The following is an 18669-nucleotide window of genomic DNA, read 5'->3' as shown; positions in this document are numbered from 1 at the left end:
GTTTTGGCTGCTCGAGCCAACGGGGTGCTCGGGAGGCACACTTCTCGTTGGCCGGTACTGCTGGCCAGGCAAGAACATTTGGCTCAGGCGGTGCGGTTGGAGGTAAAGCGGAAGATAGAGGAGGCGGGGAGTTGGCTTAAAGCGGGGTTGCCGGCATTGAGAGGACCCTCTGCCGGAGCTCCATGGGTGAAGTATGTGTTGCGGGAACTAAGCCGGCCTAGCCTCAGTAGTTTGATCCCTTAATGGCGCAGGTACCGGGACTATCCTGGCGGCGAGGTTTCCATGAAGAGAAGTTTTCTCCCGAACCACTTACTAACTCTTGACGCACACCAGCTCCGCTACCCCCTTGGAACTTCTCTCAAACCTGCTTTATAATTTGCATAGAGACCTCATCCTCCTGAGCGGTTAGATTGTTAACTGCTCGTCCCTGAGGAAGGACGGTGAGGTCTCTCTTCTTTTTCTCCCCCTCAACTCCTGCAAAAACTCCTACAGTAACTTTACACTAACGGGGGCTAAATAGCGGGGAAGGGGCCGCATGGCATACCAATGGCAAAAGGACTAGCCGTTGGGAAGCAAGATTGGCCTTAGCTTCCAAGAAGGATCGGAAATGCGGGAAGTTTTGCCTGGGATAGTCATAGATCCGGAAATCAGGGGTGGCAAGCCGGTCATAAAAAGGACGCAGGTTCCCGTAGACGTTCTCTTAGGCAAGCTAGCAGGCGGAGCTATGTACGAAGAGCTGATGCGGGAATACGACTTGACGCGGGCGCAAATTCTTGCCGCGCTGAGATACGCAGCAATGGTTCTAGGTGAGGAACAAGTAAAGGTGATTTTGTAAAGCTGTGGTTTCTTGTCGACGAAGACTTGCCGTGTTCTACAGCTAAGGTATTCTTCATAGCCGGGTACGAGGCTTTAGATGTGCAAGATGTCGGCCTGCGTGGTTCGAGGATCACTTTTGATTGTACTGCGCAAACTTTTAGGGAGCCAAAGTCTCGGAAAGCGCTCCTAGAAGCTTTTGCACAAGCCTTTCCCATGTATATTTCCGGACTCGCTCTTGAGCTGCTCGCCCCAGCTGCCGAGCTTTTTCAGGTAAATTGTGCAGTGAGCGTATAGCATCGGCAAGAGCTTGTGGAGTTTCCGGAGGTACAAAGCATATCTCGCCCGAGCCAAACAACTCTCGAAGATTGGGAAGATCGGGAGCAACGATAGGGCGCGCTAAGGCTGCGTACTCAAGAAGCTTAATCGGCGCACCAGTGGGAAGAGTCCCCGGAAGTACAGCTACATCAAACTTGGCAATTTCTTGAAATGCTTTATCATGTGGTAAAGCCCCGAGCCAACTTACTCGTTCGGCCACACCCAAGCTTTCTGCCAGCGCTCGCAACCTCGCATATTCGGCTCCGTAACCTACGATGGTTACTCTGTAGTGGTCTTCGAGGTTGCTCAGCGCTTGCAACAAAAAATCCACCCGATGCCACCGGCTGAGACTTCCCACAAACCCAATGGTACACAGTCGGGAATCCGAGAAAGGAGGATGAGCCCTCGCAAGTTCTATACCCCTCTTAAGAAGCTGAGACGAAACTCCGTTGGGTAAAACTAAGATCTTATGCTCAGGAATACCCAACTGTACATAGTAATCCTTGGAAGCTGAAGAAACCGTAACCACGAGGTGAGCTGCCCGCCCTAGGCGGCGCATACAGCAACTGTGGAGCGGAACAAAGTAGCCCATACCGTAGAATGCACGCTCCAGAGAAAACGGAGCGTCCAGGTAGGCGACCACCGGAGTTCCGCTCGATTGAACTAAGCAATTACCGACAAAATCATAAATAGTAGCCCGATGAAAAATAAGATCGAACCGTTTTAAGGCTAGAAGTCGAGTGGCCATGTGAGTCAAGCGCCACTGAAAAGCTAGTTCAATAGAATCCTTAGCCCACCATGGTAGTCGGCGAGCAAGGTTGCGTAGCTGTCCCGCCGGGGTGGAAAAGTCATAAGGCCGTATTGGAGTCGGGCCGAGAAGTTCAACATCGTGACCCAAGTTCCGAAAAGCTTGGGCTATTTCTAGCACTTGAATAGCGTCTCCGCCGCGACCAACCAAACTATAAGTTAATAGAACTCGCATGATTCAAAAAACCTCGCTACAGCTTCCCGAGTCGTAACAGTCAACTACAAGGTTCTTAAATAACTTTCATGCTCAAATCAGGTTACAAAGATTTTTAACCCGAACTTCCCAGTTATTAGCAGCAATAAAACGGGTCACATCCTCAACCGGATAGTCAATTTTTCGAGCCTTGGCAACCAGTTCGACAAATTCATTGGCGTCTTTTGCAAGAAGTACACCAGGAATATTTCTGAGGGGTGCAATATCCGGCGCAACTACCGGCTTATGCATAGCTAGGTATTCGTAGACCTTAAGCGGACTGGTTGCCTGGGTGATCTTGTTAATTTTCCAAGGAACTATGGCTATATTCGCATGAGCTAAATAGCTTGGTAGATCCCGTTGAGGTTTCAGTCCTAAAAAGTAAAGGTTAGGACGCGATTCGGGACATTGACCGCGGTAGTCTCCAACAACCAGGACTCCTGCCTCAGGATAAGCATCTGCCAGTTGTACAAGCAGCTCCCAATCAAACCACTCGCCCCACAATGCTCCAATGTAAATCATTAGCCACTCAGCCGCAGGCAGATCTGTCGGCCGCGGATACCGCCGACCAGGGTCGAAGAGACGGGTATTAACGGCGTTAGGCAATAGGTGAATTTCTCGACCACTTAACTTCTGAAGACGCTCAGCCAGGATCGGAGCCGTAGCCACAAGTACGTCACTCTTGCTAATTATGAATCTCTCCACCTCTGGCGAATACCAGGAGCTACCGAGTGAAGTAGACCAATCGTCGATAAGGTCATAAATAACTCTGCCGCCATGGGTCCGAACTGCATCAATAACAGGCAAAAACTCGGCTAGCGGGAACTCGACTAGCGCGGCTACTGGTCGCCCCTCCAGCAATTCTGGATGATCAGCAGCGAAGCGGTCCCATTTGAAGTCAGCAATCCGGAAGATCCTAAGGTTTGGATGGGCAAATTTGAGTCCCAATTCCTTGCTTTCATATTTGGGAAATCTAGAAATGAACACCACAAAATAGCCTTGGCGCAACAGCTCAAGGGCGATCTGAGTGGCTCGAGCACCTCCGCCAGTATCGTCAATGGGGACGCCAGATAGAATAAACCAGATCCCTTTTATCTGAGAAAGCCGGCGCTGCTCGACCAGACGACGACGCCTTGCACCAGCGAGAAAACCTAAGACCGCTGCCACCCGGCCTGCGACAATAACAGGATCGATGCCTCCTAACAAGCGTTTCGATGTGCACCAGATCACCCACCAACCCGGAAAAGTCAAGAATGGTGCCATGACCGCAACTCCACCCCATATCAGAGCTGCTGCCAGAGCAATACTGGTAACACCTATATATCCAGCTAAACCGGTGAGCGCGATCACCCAACGCCAATAGTAAAGGCCGTGGATACCTGCTTCGCCGTCTCCAACCGACCATCGAAACATCTTTCTTAGATAACCCAAAACCGAATCTGGCGCTTCCCACTTGACTATGGCTTCAGGAACAAAAGCCCATACTCCACCCCAGCGCTTGAGTTCCAGATCGAAGAAAGTATCCTCACCAGTTAATGTTAGCCATTCGGGGTAGCCTCCAACAGCCTCCCATGCGCACCTCTTAAAGGCGAGTGATCGACTCGACGGCAGAAATGTCTGGGGCCAAATTTTCTGGAGTTGAGGCCACCGCTTTCGAGTTCGAACAGTACATCCGTCATGACCTATTGGCTCGTACCACCCAGCTGAAACTTGGATCTCCGGGTCCGATTCAAAAGGCGCCACCAGTCGCTCAAGCCATTCTTTTTCTGCTTTGCAACCGAAATCAATGCAGGCGATAATGTCATATCGCGCCTGTGAAATAGCCAAGTTCCTAGCTCGAGCAATATTGGCTGAAGGTTCCTCAATCACCCGAAAGGGGATTGGACTCTTACAGGCCAGTTCCTGTAAAAGTTCTGCAGTACCATCAGTTGATCCAGACTCGACGACAATTATCTCGTCAGGTAAACGTGTTTGCGCGATAATACCCTCCCACCACCGGTTAATGCTGGCAGCTACATTCTTGGCTGGTGCTATCAAACTTACCTGAAGTTTCTTATTTCTGCATGCCTCCCTAAGCGACCGTCTCGGCTCATAACCGGGAAACAGATCCGGATCGTCCGTGTAAAGAATGACGTAGCTATTATCCTCAGTATTATAGCTGTCCCGAAAAGGACGCGGCGGCTGCAATACCTGGTGCAGAATTGCTTTCACACGCACACTAATAGCCGAAATCAAACCCCGAAAACCACATCGAGCCATCACTCGGAAGGGCTTGAAGGCCAGTCGCAGGATCCGCTCTCGAAGGCTCCCATCTGGTGCAACTTTAGGCCGAAGCCACCATATAAACTGGACAATCGCCCAAGCCTCGCTTCCAAGGACTTTACTAAGCTGCTTTTGTAGAACCTCGATGATCTGCTCTTTCTTGTCGAGTTCCTGAATTAAACGCTCTTGCTCTGCCTTAAGCTGGGCTATGATTTGTTCCAGATCTGTGGTATGAGCTTGTAAAGCCTGCAATGCTTGCTCCTGCCCCTCCAATTGGGACCGTAGATCGCGAAGCTGTTGTTCAGCACTAATTCTTAAAGCTAGGGCGTCCCCTAGAGCGGCGCACAGTTCGGGTACCCTTTCTCCCTCGACTTGAGAAACATTCTCCCATCCCACAGAAACCTCTAGTGTATCCCCTGCAACGCTCCCTAGGGCAGCCAATAAGTAACTCTTCTGCGATTTAGGAATCAAGGGCGAACGATGGATCTCTAAAATATGGTGACGCACTCGCTCATCAAGACCGGCTAGGCTGTTGATAAAGTCTTCGGTCCAACTCTCCCCCATAAACATCTGCCCCAGAAAGCGCAGCCCTGCTGCTTTGAAGATTGGTGAGAGATCTGTCAACGGAATTTCTTTTCCAAAAGGCCATTCTCCTTCTCCAGATTTTTGGATTCGCCATATCCAGTACCAATAACACAGCCGATTTGGTACCAAAACCATAACATACTTTAGGCTCCGACTAGCCATTCCCTTAAGGAAAGCTACCTGTTTATCAAATGAGTAGTGCTCTAACACTCCAGCATTAAAAACAAGGTCGTATCGTGGCTCGCCTTGTATAAAAACGTCTTCTTGGATAAATTCTGCTTTTAGGTTTTCTCGTTCAAAGATTCTCCTGGCGTACTTCAACGCTTCTTGAGAGAAATCCATAAGAGTGATTTTGTATTTTTTTAGTCTGGCGAGACTTAGACTTTGCCAGCCTGCTCCGCAACCTGCCTCAAGAATGCTACTACCAGCAGGCAATAATTTCTCTACCACTTTCGTGAATTCCGCATTAAACCTCTTTATAGCTTCGTCTTCCTCTAACAATGGGAGCGATGCGTAATATCTATCCCACTTTATTTGTTCTGCTTGGACTTTTAGATTTGTATCTATTTCAATGCTAGTTACCTCCTTCTTCATGCAAGGTCCTCCTTCCAAAGAATATGAGCATTGCTCGATACCCTAGGCATCTCCGCACTTCTTTAAATAGGCCACCAACGTTTCCTCAGCCTTTATTGCGCCAACCATGAATAATGACAATAATGACAGCCAGCGAACCCAGCCCCACATCTGACCGCAGTCCTGAGCCCAGAGTCTTGGTCTGGGACCAAAAGCTTAAAAACCTCGCTCGCAAATCAACACCGAAGCCCACTGTTAGTTCAAGATGTGATTCCGAGAAACATGTTCACCCATGTTGAGCACGCAAAATATCTCGCGTCCTATCCGAACACCGCCTGGCCGTCCCCCGGGCTCAGGAACTGAAGTAGCCGATACTCACCCGGGGTCAGACTCGCTGCCCGTTCCAAGAGTCAGCACAGGCGCGGTACTCTCTGCTCTTCGCTTTGAGTTCGGCCGGTCTTCCTTCTGCCACAATTAGATTCTATTCGCCAAAAAAGGATCTACTTTTCTGCCAAAAGCCGGTAGTTAAGTCTATTAAATTCCATAAAGTTGACTTCCTTATCTGTTAAACTCAACGCAGAGCCGTTGCGTTGGCAAGAAAAGGAAGGATCGTTGTAGGGGACGCGGTACTCGTCCGGCCCCTCGTAGTCGTAAAGCTCGGTGGGGATGTTGAGGATGAGGGCGAGCTGTCCTCCCTCGCTGGTGAAGCCGTGGTAGACCCGCGGCGGTATCTTTATGAGGCAGGGGTTCAAAAGCCCGATGTGAAAGACGTTGACCATGCCCCTAGTGGGGCTGTCCTCGCGCGGGTCGTAAAGCGCTACCTTGGCCATGCCGTAGATGCAGACGAAGTGGTCCCACTGCACCTTGTGGTAGTGCCAGGCTTTTATCACCCCCGGGTAGCAGGCGGTGACGTAGGCCTGGCCGAACTTCGTGAACTCCGGCCAGTCGGAACGCAGGCACTCCATCAAGAAGCCCCGGTCGTCAGGAATGAACCTGAGCTTTTTCACCTGCACCCCGTGTATGAGCTCCATTTCTCTTCCCCTTCCCTTAAAGAGTTACCTCGCACTCATCCCCAATGAAGAAGCGCAGGGCGCTGCGCCTGTTCCCCCCGGCCCTCTTTATCCTGGCCCGGTAGCCTATGAGGCTGTCTTCCACCGGCCCCACGTTCTCCAGGTGGCAGCCCTCCAGCACCACAGAATGCTCGATGTCCACCCCTCGCAGCACTACCCCGTCCCCGATGGCGGTGAAGGGGCCGATGAAGGAGTCTTCAACCAGGACGTTTCTCCCTATGACTGCCGGGCCGCGTATGGTGCTGCGCACGATTTTGCTCCCCGGCCCTACCGTCACCCGCCCGACTATCGCGCTTTCCCGGTCCACTTCACCTTGCAGATCCCGCTCGGCGTACTCGTCCAGCACTATCCGGTTGGCCTCTAAGATGTCGTCCTTTTTGCCGGTGTCAAGCCACCAGCCCTCAAGCTTCAAAGCCTTCACCCTTCCGCCCAGGTGGATGAGTTCCTGGATGGCGTCGGTTATCTCCAGCTCCCCCCGCCAGGAGGGCTTGATGCGGGAAATGGCCTCGTGGATGGCCGGGGTGAAGGCGTAGACCCCCACCAGGGCCAGGTTGCTGGGAGGCTCCTTGGGCTTTTCAATAAGCTTCACTACCTTCCCCTCGCCGTCGAGCACGGCCACACCGAAAGCGCGGGGATCGGGAACTTCTTTAAGCAGGATGACGGCCTCGCTTTCACCCCGCTCAAGCTCACTGACCAGCTGGCGCGCCCCGCCCTGGATGAGGTTGTCCCCCAGGAACATGAGGAAGGGGGCCTGGCCCAGGAAGCCTCGCACCGTTTTGACGGCGTGCGCCAAACCAAGAGGTTCTTGCTGCAGGATAAAGGTGAGACGGGCACGGCCGGAAAAAGCCCCTTCTACCGCCTCCCTTACCTTGCCTCCCGTCTCCGGGGAGATGATGATGCCGATGTCTTCAATCCCCGCCTCCAGGATCTGCTGGAGGACATAGTGGATGATGGGCCGGTTGGCCACTGGCAAAAGCTGCTTGGCCGTGGTGAAGGTCAAGGGTCTTAGCCGGGTCCCTTTGCCGCCCGAGAGGATTAGGGCCTTCAAGCTTTCCACCTCTTAAGCCGCTGAAGGGCTTCCTCCAGTTCTAAGTTCACGGTGCAGGAGCAGTTATTCGTTAGCTGCACTATATACCTCAAATTCGACAGGAGGGAAGCTTTTCCTGCTACCGTTCCTAGCTCGGCTGCGCGGCCAGCCAGTCGGCGTAGGCCCGGGCCACCTCCCTAGCCTCCCCTTGCATCCTTATCTCTCCCTTGTCCAGCCACACCGCCATATCACACAAATCCTCCACCTGCTTGGGAGCGTGGGTGACCAGCACGATGGTCTTCCCCCTCTGCTGGAGCTCTCTTATGCGCCGGAGGCACTTCTCCTGGAAGGCCAGGTCCCCCACCGCCAGCACTTCGTCGATGAGGAGGATGTCCGGATCGACGTGCACGGCCACGGCAAAGCCCAGCCGCATGTACATCCCCGAAGAGTAATTGCGCACCGGGTTGTCGATGAAATCGCCGAGCTCCGCGAAGGCAATGATTTCATCCAGCCTCTCTTTTATTTCCCGGCGGGTGAGGCCCAGGATGGAAGCGTTGAGGAATATGTTCTCCCTCCCGGTGAAGTCGGGGTGGAAGCCCGCACCCAGTTCCAGGAGGGTGGACATGCGGCCGTTCACCCGCACCTCTCCTTTGGTCGGGTAGAGGATGCGGCTTATGATCTTCAAAAGGGTGCTCTTGCCCGAACCATTCCGCCCTACCAGGCCCACGGTGACACCGTGGGGAACGGTCAGGTTTATGTTTTTCAGCGCCCAGAAGTCCTCGTACCTCTGCCTCCCCCAGAAAAGAAGACGTTCCTTAAGGGTTAAGGCGCGGTCGTAGTAGATGCGGAACTTCTTCCAGAGGTTTTTCACTTCTATGGCTGCCGTGCTCATATCTCCTCTGCCACCCGCCGCTGGAAGCGATCGAAAAGCCGGAACCCAAGCACCAGGAAAAAGGACCCTCCCAAGGCAAGCCAGCCCAAAGAAGCCCAGTCGGGCCAGCGCCCGTAGAAGAACACGGCCTGGTAGGCCTCGATGATGGGGGCGGCCGGGTTGAGGTTGAAAAGGGGCTTCAGCTCCGGCGGTATGATCTCGGAAGGGTAGATCACCGGGGTGAGGAAGAACCAGGCCATCGTCAGGATGCCCATGATGTGCTCGAGGTCCCGGAAGTAGACGGTGGCCACCGATACCAGCAAAGTCAGGGGTATCACCAAAAGCGTCTGCACCAGTAAAACCAAAGGAAAGGCTGCCAGCGCCGCCGTCAGGTGTACTTTAAAGATCAGCAGGGCCGGAATGAGGATGAGGAGGCTTAACAGATAATTGACCAGGTTGGCCAGGACCACCGAGAGGGGCAGCACCTCGCGGGGAAAATAAATCTTTTTCACCAGGGAGGCGTTGTGTACCAGGCTGGCCGTCCCCTGGATCAGCGAGTTGGCCAGGTAGTTCCAGGGCAGAAGCCCGACAAAGAGGAACATGGCGTAATTCTGCATCTGGGCCCGCATGACGAAGGAAAAGACCAGGGAGTACACCACCAGCATGAGTAAAGGGTTGAGGAAGGTCCAGAAAAAGCCCAGCACCGAGCCTTTGTAGCGCGCCCGCAGCTCCTTGGCCACCAGGTTTCTGAGCATCTCGCGGTAAAGATAGAGCTCCTTCATCTGCCGCCACATACTCTGTGGTTTCGGCGTTTGCCCTCTTCAATCCTGCTCCGGGTGAAATTTTAAAGGGATTGGGATACGCCGCACCCATCCACAGCGCTTGGCTGGTACAGCTAGGCATCATTCTGCTCATCGCCACTGGCGGTACAGAGTTTCGGATCGGCAAGGCTGTTCTTGCCGGATGCTCCACTAAGCAACCGCAGGCTCACTTGGATTAGGACATCTTTATGCCAGGAATTTTTTCGTAGTGCTTGCGGTTGTCGGTCAGCAATATTAGATTATAAAAGATCGCTGTGCTACCAATTAGAAGATCCATATCGGCCACTGTTAAACCCTGCTTCCTAAGTTCTGCTCTAAGTTGTCCAAAAGTACGAGCTATGTTGAAATCTACTTCTAACACCGTTGTAGACCCCAGAAAATCCAGCAAGCTTTGCTCTCTTGCTCTGGGATCAGAAGCTCGATAAACCCCCTCATAGAGTTCCGCGACCGAAACGATGCTAACTGCCAATCCATCCGAACGGTACCGTTTTAGGAGAGAGACATATGGTTCTTTACCACGCAAGAAATAAACAATCCAATCAGTGTCAACTAGGTACTTAATAACTACCACTCCACACCTAATCTCCGGTCGCTTGCCCTGCGAGTATACACTTCACGAACAAACCCTTCAGCATCAAAATCAGACCAGGATCCCGCAGCTCTATCAAACCTCTCTGCAGCCTCTCTTTCGCTCAGCTTTTTTTGTCCGGCTAGCTCTCGGAGCAGTTCTCTTCTTTCTGCTTCAGATAGTTCCCGAATCTTCAAGAGAATTTCTTCCAAAGCCATCTCTCTCCGCCCCTTCCTCCGTATCCTCTAGCGATTATAGCACAAAAGCTCCTGCAACATCCCGCGATAACCTCCTCGCTTCCAGCGAATAACACAACATTTCTCCTTTCCAGCAGTTTCCCTTCCCCACTTCTGCTATCCTTCTCGGCTAGCCTACGACCCCGCTCAAAAAGCGCGCGTATATAGCCTCCATTTCTTTCAGGACCCTGTCCAGGGAAAAGGCCGTGATTTTTTTTCGGCCAGCCCTGCCTAAAGCTTCACGAAGCTCCCGGTCTTTAATCAGCCTTTCTAGGGCGTCGGCCAAACCTTCGACGTCACCCAGCTTCACCAGGAAGCCCATCCTTCCGTGTTCCACCAGGTCGCGGCTTCCCCGCACGTCGGTGGCCACCACCGGCAGGCCCGCGGCCATGGCCTCCATGAGGGAGCGCGGAAGACCCTCGCGCCTGGAGGTCAAAACCGCCACGTCGCTCTCCCGCAGGATCTGGGGTACGTCCCGGCGGTAGCCTAGAAAGTGCACCCTGGGGATGTGCTCCGCTTCTACTCTTTTCTTCCACCGGGGCAAGAGCTCCCCGGTCCCCACCAGGATAAGATGACAGTTGGTGTGACGGGAAGCCAGTTCTTTCCACGCCGCCAGGAGCAGCCCGTGATTCTTATCCCGGCTCATCTCCGCCACGCAGGTAACTACTATATCCTCCGGCGCCAATCCCAGCTCGGACCGTATCCCCTTCTCCGGCGGTGAGCCGGACGGGCCGAAACGGTCGAGCTCCACCCCCACTCCAGGAACATAGAAGAGGTTTTTACCCGATTTAAAGCCCAAGATTCGGCGGGCAATGTCAAAGTCTTCCCGGTTTATTACGATGAGGCCGTCGGTCCAGCGGGCGGCCAGGCGCTCGGCCGTGCAATAAATCAGCCAGTTGCGCAAAGGAGCTCCTTGGTAAAAGTGAAAGCCGTGGGCGGTGTAGAGCACCGATCCCTGGCCCGTAACCTTAGCCAGGTACCTCCCTAGGAAGGCCGCCACCGGGGTGTGGACGTGGATGAGGGCAAAGCGGTGGGTTTCCAGGAGCCGTCGGAGCTCTCGGAAGGCCTTCAGGTTTTTAGGACTGTAGGGCGAGCGGGCGAAGGGTATATCCCAGCACCTAACCCCTATGGCCTCCACTTCTTCCTTCCTGCCTTCGGCGGGAGAAGCTGCCGCGTGGACTTCACACCCCTTGTCCTGCAGGAGCTGCATGAAGGGAAGGTGAAAAGCGGCCAAGTGGGTGTAGACGGTGGCGAGAAACAGAACTTTGGCTTTCGGTTCGGTCACCTGGAATTCCCCCAGCATGCTTTGGCAGAATCCGATCACTTGCTGCTGGCCTTCGGCCTCCGGCGCCCCCTGGACCGGGCGAGCAAAGTGATGTCCCGCATTACCTCGTAATCCTGCCGGGTCACAAAGCCCCAGTCGGCAGCGATGTGAAGAACCGCCTCCAAAAAAGCCTGCTCTCCGAGCCCTGCAGAGCGATAAAGCTCGGAGAGCTGGACTGCGGTCTTGTAGTCATGGCGCAGGCGCCGGTGCCCCCACGCGAACCGGCGGACTTCTTCGTCCATGAATCGATGCACAAGCTCAAGCGGTTCGCGGAATCCTAAAAAGTACCTTGAGATGTTGAGGTGCTCCCGGAGCCCGGTTCGCCAGCCGGAGATTTTCCCTCCGCCTTTGCCTCCTCGCACGCCGCTTCGAAGAGTTCTTCAATTTCCTGCTCACCGTATCTTTCTTGCAGAATTTGAAACTTCTGCAATACCTTAGAGTAGGCCTGGGCCCAGGTCTTCCAGTTTTCGTTGATGGTCCGAATGTCCAGCCCTGCCCTTTCTTCTTTTGCCTGCTCTATCAGGCTCGTCATCTCTTCTCTCTCCAGCAAGCGCGTTGGCTTGAGGTTCAAGAGCGCATTGACGTCCCGCGTCAGGATCTGTTCCAGGGCCTGAGAGCGCAACACCGCTACCCTCACCACGTCTTCTCTCATACTTTCCCTCCCCGAAAAGTTGTGAAGTTGGAGTACAGGATAGCCAGTTTGCCCGGGTCCACTCTGTGTAGACCCACGCAACCCGGAGCGGTCTAGCCCGGAGCCATTCTGCCTGGATCCATTCCTTTCGAATCCAGTTAACCCGAGCAGGTGCAAAACTTATCCAGTCCGCGTGAAGGGCCCTGCCACTCTGACTCAAACACTCCAAAATTTGCTGTCCCTCCCCTATGATCTCCGCCTGTCCTCAGCTTTACTCAGTACCAAAGATGCTTTCTAGGGCAACAGTGAAACCTTCGAGAACCCGGGAGGATATTTCCCCTTTGCCTTCCACTTCCTGATCAAGCGTAAACTTGCTTTTTTAAGTACGAAAATCTGCACCGACTTTTCTTCCGGATCCACGATCCTGTCAACTGTTGTGAACCTCCTCGCCAATGTTACCGGGCGGCCTTCTCCCGGCGGCACTGCCGGCTTGGCCCCCAGCTCGCTGTTTAACCGCCGGGTTGCAGAGCCTGGAGCTGGAGGAGCACCTAAAGTCGTGCGAACTCTGGCTCTCCCCAGTAACGTAGGGCCTTCATCCCCTTGCCCTTCGGGTCGGGCCTCTGAGGCTGGTCATAGCGAGGCCCTTTTTAGGCCTGCGGCTGAAACCTGGAGGACAAGCCCCCGGCTTCAGCCGTGGGGTCTATGACCACCGATGAGTTGATAAGGTGCCCCCTCGGGGAGCCGGCAGTAGTCGGCGTAGGTATAGGTTTTTCTACCGGTAGAAGCTATCTCTTCAAAAGCCTTTCCATCGGCATCCTCTCCACTTGTTAATTCTTCGCCGGGCGGCTTCCCTTTCCTGCCTTTGTCCTTTAAAATAGATAAAAGCCTTTTTAATGGCCAAGGCAAAAAACTGCACACCACACCAGGCTAAAAACAACTTAGCTTGTGGCCCCTGACTTCAGGGGCTGTTGAAAAAAACCCTTTAATCGTGGAGTTCATGATGGCTTCTCCGTCCGATGCCGGGGGATCGGAGCACGGAAACCCGGTTCCCCTTCCGATTCCCCCGGTGAGAGTTCCATCTGAAAGGCCCTTTCCTTCCCCCGGCTCTCGAAAAATTCAGAGAGGAAACGCCTCACTTTCTCTTCGTAGACTTCTAGGCCACGGCGGAGGACAGCTTCCCAGTCCTCCCCGGTGAGCGGTAGGCCTGCCTCCGCCGTAGGCCTCCAGACGAAGCCCTCACTGGTCTCGTGGTCGCTCAGATCCAGGCAGTCCGTCACTTCGTACTCCCCTTCTTCCCCGTTGTCTAGGAGCCACCACGCCCAGGCCTCGTACAACCCGTCCTGTTCTTCATCCGGCAGCTCTAACCATTTTCCACGCAGGGGAACGTCCTTTACCTCGATGCTCACCGCCACCCCTCCCCCACATCCGGGGTGGGAAGGGCAAACTTCTACCCGCACATCGCCGATACTTCCCTCCCACCAGTCGAGCCTGGCGTGACAAAGCCTGCAAAGGCGAGGTGAAAAACCGGACTCCCACAGGAAGATGCGGAGGGCGTTGGTCGGTCTCCTGGCGACTTCTTCCTTCGGCTTTGGCCGCAGAACTCCCCGCAAGGCGTAGGTGGGCACGCCGAAAACCCTCCCCAGGTAGGCCACACCATCGAACAGGTCTTCGACATAGACTCCGATGTCGAGCAGTGTCTGGTACAGCTCCCTGCCCCGCTTCGGAACAAGGGAAAGGGCCCGCCTGCCTATCTCCTCCCAGGCCTCGTTGTCATGCGTGGAACCGGTTGCATTCCAGAAGCCTGCCCTCCGGAAGCGGGCGCCGCAGGGGCACCGCTCTTCCTCAATCACCTCACGCCAGGACAACTCCGCCCCGCAGAAAGGACAGCGCCACCTGGCGGACTCCGTCATCTCAACAATCTCAGACACCGCTTCTTTAAGCTCTTCCGGCGTGCCCTCGAGGAAGGTCTTCCCCCAAGGATAAATCCCGACTTTGACCACATACTGGTTTTTGCCCGTCCGCCCCCCAGTCGTCTATCTCCCACTCCATGCCCCGGTTCTCGACCTCTTTCTCCAGGAATTCCTCGATCTCTTCCAACCATGCGTATTTGTGATTCAGCGCCCCGGCTTCAGCCTTCCTTCTCCTCGCCTCAGCTTCGACTTCCTTCCTCCGCTTCCGGACCAGGGCGTGGAAGAACTCCACCTGTCCCTCGTTCCCTTTCCAGGGTACTTCCACCCCGGCGGCCCGCATCCTCTCCACCGCACGCGGTCGCTTCCTAGGGTTCCTAAGGGCAAGGAGCTTCGCTACTGCGATGACGGGGGGATCGGTCTCAGACAGGGCCAGGAAATCTTGGGCTTCGCTAAAACAACGGCCGCATAGGACGAGCTCCGCGCTTCCCACTTTCACCCGGTGCGGGAAATCGCCCGTGTTCCCACAAGCGATGCAGACCTCTCGCCTGGCCAATGAAACCACCCCCAGAACCAGAAAAAAGAAAATTTCCCTGTACCGACCGCAACGTTAGCACCAGCGCCAAGTATTTCTTTTTCCTCAAACTTCTTTGCCAGCTTCCTGAGAAAGCCGGTGAAAGATTGGCAATCGGCGGCCCAGAGTTCCTTCAGCCGCAGGGCCTTTGTGAACCTTTCCTGACTGAAGTCAGGGGCTTCAGCCAGGTTATCCCTGAGTGGCTACATGGGCCCTCAGGCTTCGTGCCTGCCCCGGGTACAGGGAGGGAGCAGTCCCCGGGCCGTAGGCCCAACTGCCGGCCCTCCCTAGTTTACCGGGTGCAAGCAGCCAGCGGGTTCCCGCCTCGCGCCGCGCTGCCCTGTAGGCCGCAGGAGAACTTTCCCCTGCCCCTGACACGGCTGCCCCTCCGTCGCCGGAAGGGTCTTAAGACGCGTACACGCACAGGAACCGGTCGAAGATGTTCTCCGTGGCTAAAAAGTCCGCACTCACGTCCTTGACTTTGCCGCACGCCGTGCAGCGGGCCAGCTTATTCCCGTTTTCCCTCCCAGGAGTGTACCGCTCTATGGAAAGCTCCCCGCACAGCGGGCACCTCCGGGAGGTGTTCGCGGGGCTGACCCTCACCACCAGAACTCCGGCGTGCAGGGCCTTGTACTCTGTATACCGCACGATGCGGCCCCTCCTCAACCAGTACCCCAGCTTCTGGTTGAGGCGGTGCGACCTCGTGCCCTTCTCAGGCCGGAAATTTCTGAGGTTCTCAAAGACAATGATTTTTGCGCCGTGCAGAGCCGCAAAATCGACTATCTGCCGCGACACCCAGTGCGCCAAGTAGTCGTTGAAGTTGGTTATCTTCTCCCAGAGGTCGCGGGCAAAAGTCTCCCCCTCAGGTATGACGCGGGTCTGCTTCTGGAGGTTGACCACCTTTTCGAGATACCGCTTCCTAAGGCGGCTGTCCTTCGCACCCGGCAAGAACCGAACCGCCAGGACCCTACCTTCGGTATCCCGCACCGTCACCACCGCGTGGTGCTCCAGCCCCAGGTCGGCCACGCATATCCTGAAGGAAGGGTCTTGCCTTATGAGGTGCCGCACGATGGTCTTCTTGAGAACGCTTGCCCGGCCGGAGTCGCCGCTCTTCAGCGCCTCCGCCAGAAGGAAGAAGTAGCCCCCCAGGACCTGGTCCTGGACGGGGGACCGTACCTGGAAGAGGGGGGAAGTGGAGCTCCCACCCGTGCCTCTTCTTGACGAGGCACGGCGAACCCGCTTCGTACCTTTCGGGGACCTCCAGCGGGTCGAGCAACACCACCTTCCGGTAGCCGAAAGACCGGCCCGTGAAGACCTTCAGCAAAATGTGCCTTTCGTCCAGCCGCCTCAACTCCGTCGCGTAGTACGTGGGCCAGGTGCGCACCTCGCCGGGAAACACGGGCGGCCTCTCGGTGAAAGGCACGGGCTTTTCCCCCTTTTCTACCCTCTTCCGGTTGCGCTCCTCGTGCTTCTGCCTGCGCCTCTGCCACCTCTCGTAGTTGCTTTTCCAGGAGAGGGCTATGCCCCGCGCTTCGGCAATGGCCGCACGCCTGAAGCCGGAAGGAAGGTTGGGGAACTCTGCGTCAAAGGGATAGAGCGGGTCGGGGTTGTCTCTGGTGCGGTGGGTGAGTAGCTCCGCCTGCCTGAGCCAGTCGCCCCTTTCCAGCAACTCCTGGTGGTCGTGGAAAAGCTGGAGGTAGAAGGAGACGACCTGCCGGTAGAGGCACACGGTAGCCTGGAGCAGGCGGGAGGTTTCCTCTCCTATAAGGCACCTCACGCGCAGGGTCTTGCACGGGCCGTGAAGGTGCGGCATGCCTCATTCGCCTGCCTTCTGACTCTCGCGGTCGCGTATCTTTTGGAGCTGGCTTATCCCGGTCCGGATGCGGAAGAGCTTAGCTTTTAAGGCCTGCCAGAAGACGAAGAAGGGAGGAGTGAGTTGTGTCTCCCCCTGGAGTACGGTGCCGGTGATGAGCTTTCTTTGCCCCCAATCACAGCCCAGCGCCCGGTCTTTTTCGCCCGAAGGTGCTTTTTCCGGCACCTCCACCTTGACGTCGAGCAGGGCTATGAGCTTGCCCGAGGACTTGCGCTTCAACCTCAGGTCGGGAGCGTGAAGCCTGGCTCCTCGGGCCAGCTTCTCTTTAAGCTCTTCTGGCAGTTCGACCTCGAAGGGAAACCACTCCCAGTCCTTCTCTGACTCAAGCTCAGGTCGAGTTGGAAGCTTCACCCGGCCCCGCAGGACTTTCCCGTTGCATTCGTACTTCATCACCTGCCCCTGCTCTGGGCCGTCGTCCGCAGAAGCCGTGAAGGTGAACTTTTTAGGTTCGGGCCTCCTTTGAAGCTCGAAGAAGTCCTGGGGCAGCCTCTCGTGTTCCGCGTAGAAGCTGGCCATGGCTTCGGCCACGTTGAAGAGGTACCCGAGCTTTTCCCGCTCCCCGTCCTCTTTGAGCAAATCGTAGAGTTTCTTTGCGGCGTCTCTGGCTTTCCCGTTGAAAAGCGGCAAAAGGAGCTCGAAGACGCGCTTCCTCTCGGCCATGGAGCACAAGAGACGTCCTGCCGACTCTAAGATAGAGCGCCAAACGCGGCTGGGAATATAGAAGTCTTGCGAACGGGGAAGCTCTGTGTCAAGAAGCTTCCAGATCTTGCCCCGGTGGGACGCCGCCTTTTCAAGCCCATCGCACGACCAGTACTTCTCCAGCACCTGCTCCTGAAGCTTAAGGCCCAGGGCAGTGAAGTTCATCAAGGGCCCTACCAGTTTGTCAGGGAGTCTCAGACTGGTAGTCAGTATCAAGGCGGGAAAGCACCTCCCCTGTTTTCTTTACCACCCTGTACGCACGTATTCCGCAGTACCTCGATGTATTAGGCAATCATCAAGGATAGTTTAGCAAACTGGTTAGCTTCTACCAGATAGCTGTAATCGCCGGATTTCTGGTACTTTTGCCAGCTTTGCTCAAGCCTTTCGTAGAGTCGAGCCTGCCGCCGGTTCGTATCCTCTATCTCACCAAGAAGAAGAGCCCTTTCTTTACATACACTACCATCCCTTCGCGCTGCACTTTCTCCCGGAAAGGCAACTTTTCCAGCTCCCGCAGGTCAACTTCCGGCTCCAGCCGCCGATCAAGTTCTATCCACAGCCGGAAAAATTCCTCGGGCGAAAGGTTGCCTTCTACTGCCAGGTCCAGGTCCGATTCGGGATGCCAGCGTCCGGTAAGCACGGAGCCGTAAAGGTAGGCCCTTTCGACCGGAAAGGAGGGCAGCACTTCTTCCAGGATCTGCTTGAGCTGCGCGATGAGCTGCCGGCGGGCCTGCTCTCTAACCTGCCGCCGTCTTTCTTCCCTTTCCAGGAGGAACCAGCGCACCTGAGCTATGTCCACCGAAGTCCCCGCCTCTCTAAACCCGGTATTTAGCCTCAATTTTAGCACAGTCAGCTACTTTAGGCTTGCCAACCCGAGGAAGCCTGCAAAAGCCCAAAACCTAGCGGGAAAAACCGGACAGATCTAAAAGCTTTAATTCCGGGGCCACGTTAGCGATCAACCCGAAGTGCCGGTCACGGTGGACCAAGGTGCAGTCGTTTACGAGGGCCCATGAAGCTATGAGCAGGTCCACCAAAGGAACTACCAGGCCCAGCCGTCTGAGCCTGAAACCTAAAGAAGCGGCGCGTTCCCACACCGCATCTTTGTGTCCCAGCAGCGGCAAAGCATCCAGCACCCCACTCAGTTCCGCGAACTGCCTCTCATCTTTCGCTCCCAAGAGGATTTCCGTCTTTACCGGTGGAGCAAGCACCACGGCTTCCCGCAAAAGCGCCTCTTTTAGCCATCTAACAACTTCCTGCTGTCCCTTCGGCCGCAGAGCCTCGATCCAGACCGAAGTGTCCACCAGATAGCGCTCACTCATCCCTGCGCAGCTCCTCCAAGAGGCGGTCGTCGAGCGCCAGTTCCGTCCGGCCCAGGGCTTCCGCAAGCTTCTCCAGCTTTTTACGGCGAACGAACTCCTTAAGAGCTGCCTCTATGGTTTCGGTGAAGCTCTTGAACCCCGCCAGCTCCATAGCTTCCTGCAGCAATTTTCGGTCAACATATAAAGTCGTCTTCACTATCT

General features: G+C 55.3%; 20 protein-coding genes and 1 pseudogene. 2 read left to right on the top strand and 19 right to left on the bottom strand.

Annotated features, from left to right (window positions below; all coding sequences use genetic code 11):
• Together DXX99_RS11720 and DXX99_RS08710 are read left to right on the top strand one after the other, a co-directional pair.
• A pseudogene (locus tag DXX99_RS11720) lies at window positions 1-243 on the top strand (ISLre2 family transposase); the annotation flags it as partial.
• Window positions 244-607: 364 nt separating this feature from the next.
• Window positions 608-835 carry a DUF433 domain-containing protein gene (locus DXX99_RS08710; RefSeq protein WP_115793101.1) on the top strand — a complete coding sequence of 76 codons (228 nt, stop codon included), beginning with the start codon at window positions 608-610 and terminating at the stop codon, window positions 833-835.
• Window positions 836-973: 138 nt separating this feature from the next.
• Here DXX99_RS08710 and DXX99_RS12155 read toward each other — a convergent pair whose 3' ends face one another.
• The 19 genes from DXX99_RS12155 to DXX99_RS08615 form a co-directional block, all read right to left on the bottom strand.
• Window positions 974-2113: a glycosyltransferase family 4 protein gene (locus tag DXX99_RS12155; protein ID WP_115793100.1), complete on the bottom strand. Its 1140-nt coding sequence runs from the start codon at window positions 2111-2113 to the stop codon at window positions 974-976.
• Between the two features lie 72 nt (window positions 2114-2185).
• Window positions 2186-5572: a glycosyltransferase gene (locus tag DXX99_RS08700; RefSeq protein ID WP_115793099.1), complete on the bottom strand. Its 3387-nt coding sequence runs from the start codon at window positions 5570-5572 to the stop codon at window positions 2186-2188.
• A gap of 479 nt (window positions 5573-6051) precedes the next feature.
• The gene (locus DXX99_RS08695) at window positions 6052-6582 is read right to left on the bottom strand and encodes a dTDP-4-dehydrorhamnose 3,5-epimerase family protein (RefSeq protein WP_240610885.1); all 531 of its coding nucleotides are present in this window, start codon (window positions 6580-6582) and stop codon (window positions 6052-6054) included.
• 16 nt (window positions 6583-6598) lie between these two features.
• On the bottom strand, window positions 6599-7678 hold the full coding sequence (locus DXX99_RS08690; RefSeq protein ID WP_240610884.1) for a glucose-1-phosphate thymidylyltransferase: 1080 nt from the start codon (window positions 7676-7678) through the stop codon (window positions 6599-6601).
• Window positions 7679-7796: 118 nt separating this feature from the next.
• Complete coding sequence (locus DXX99_RS08685; RefSeq protein ID WP_115793098.1) at window positions 7797-8540, bottom strand: ABC transporter ATP-binding protein; 744 nt, start codon at window positions 8538-8540, stop codon at window positions 7797-7799.
• Window positions 8537-9301 carry an ABC transporter permease gene (locus DXX99_RS08680; RefSeq protein ID WP_240610883.1) on the bottom strand — a complete coding sequence of 255 codons (765 nt, stop codon included), beginning with the start codon at window positions 9299-9301 and terminating at the stop codon, window positions 8537-8539. The genes DXX99_RS08685 and DXX99_RS08680 overlap by 4 nt, the downstream gene beginning before the upstream one ends.
• 214 nt (window positions 9302-9515) lie before the next feature.
• Window positions 9516-9911, bottom strand: a complete 396-nt coding sequence (locus DXX99_RS08675; protein ID WP_165847792.1) for a type II toxin-antitoxin system VapC family toxin — start codon at window positions 9909-9911, stop codon at window positions 9516-9518.
• On the bottom strand, window positions 9905-10126 hold the full coding sequence (locus DXX99_RS08670; protein ID WP_115793095.1) for a hypothetical protein: 222 nt from the start codon (window positions 10124-10126) through the stop codon (window positions 9905-9907). The genes DXX99_RS08675 and DXX99_RS08670 overlap by 7 nt, the downstream gene beginning before the upstream one ends.
• 148 nt (window positions 10127-10274) lie before the next feature.
• Window positions 10275-11429 carry a glycosyltransferase family 4 protein gene (locus tag DXX99_RS08665; RefSeq protein WP_240610882.1) on the bottom strand — a complete coding sequence of 385 codons (1155 nt, stop codon included), beginning with the start codon at window positions 11427-11429 and terminating at the stop codon, window positions 10275-10277.
• A gap of 35 nt (window positions 11430-11464) precedes the next feature.
• The gene (locus tag DXX99_RS08660) at window positions 11465-11710 is read right to left on the bottom strand and encodes a hypothetical protein (RefSeq protein ID WP_115793094.1); all 246 of its coding nucleotides are present in this window, start codon (window positions 11708-11710) and stop codon (window positions 11465-11467) included.
• Between the two features lie 35 nt (window positions 11711-11745).
• Window positions 11746-12120 (bottom strand): hypothetical protein, encoded by a 375-nt coding sequence (locus tag DXX99_RS08655; protein ID WP_115793093.1) that lies wholly within the window; start codon window positions 12118-12120, stop codon window positions 11746-11748.
• A 974-nt stretch (window positions 12121-13094) separates the two neighbouring features.
• Window positions 13095-14099: a hypothetical protein gene (locus tag DXX99_RS08645; protein ID WP_115793092.1), complete on the bottom strand. Its 1005-nt coding sequence runs from the start codon at window positions 14097-14099 to the stop codon at window positions 13095-13097.
• Window positions 14035-14562, bottom strand: coding sequence for a hypothetical protein (locus DXX99_RS08640; RefSeq protein ID WP_115793091.1), 528 nt, complete (start codon window positions 14560-14562; stop codon window positions 14035-14037). The genes DXX99_RS08645 and DXX99_RS08640 overlap by 65 nt, the downstream gene beginning before the upstream one ends.
• 423 nt (window positions 14563-14985) lie before the next feature.
• The gene (locus DXX99_RS11715) at window positions 14986-15606 is read right to left on the bottom strand and encodes a zinc ribbon domain-containing protein (RefSeq protein WP_205664679.1); all 621 of its coding nucleotides are present in this window, start codon (window positions 15604-15606) and stop codon (window positions 14986-14988) included.
• The gene (locus DXX99_RS11710) at window positions 15548-16393 is read right to left on the bottom strand and encodes a hypothetical protein (protein WP_205664678.1); all 846 of its coding nucleotides are present in this window, start codon (window positions 16391-16393) and stop codon (window positions 15548-15550) included. Before DXX99_RS11710 ends, DXX99_RS11715 begins: the two co-directional genes overlap by 59 nt.
• Before the next feature lie 3 nt (window positions 16394-16396).
• Window positions 16397-17368, bottom strand: coding sequence for a hypothetical protein (locus tag DXX99_RS08630; protein ID WP_240610881.1), 972 nt, complete (start codon window positions 17366-17368; stop codon window positions 16397-16399).
• A 202-nt stretch (window positions 17369-17570) separates the two neighbouring features.
• A complete protein-coding gene (locus DXX99_RS08625) occupies window positions 17571-17948 on the bottom strand; it encodes a nucleotidyltransferase family protein (RefSeq protein ID WP_115793090.1) in 378 nt (125 codons plus the stop codon).
• A gap of 100 nt (window positions 17949-18048) precedes the next feature.
• Window positions 18049-18468, bottom strand: a complete 420-nt coding sequence (gene vapC / locus DXX99_RS08620) for a type II toxin-antitoxin system VapC family toxin (protein ID WP_115793089.1) — start codon at window positions 18466-18468, stop codon at window positions 18049-18051.
• Window positions 18461-18664, bottom strand: a complete 204-nt coding sequence (locus DXX99_RS08615) for a type II toxin-antitoxin system VapB family antitoxin (RefSeq protein WP_115793088.1) — start codon at window positions 18662-18664, stop codon at window positions 18461-18463. Before DXX99_RS08615 ends, vapC begins: the two co-directional genes overlap by 8 nt.
• Between the last annotated feature and the right edge of the window lie 5 nt (window positions 18665-18669).

This window comes from Ammonifex thiophilus, from assembly GCF_003368535.1.
Taxonomy (GTDB): domain Bacteria; phylum Bacillota; class Desulfotomaculia; order Desulfotomaculales; family Ammonificaceae; genus Ammonifex; species Ammonifex thiophilus.
Note: the sequence above shows the minus strand (reverse complement) of the source record. Positions and strands in the feature narration are given on the sequence as shown.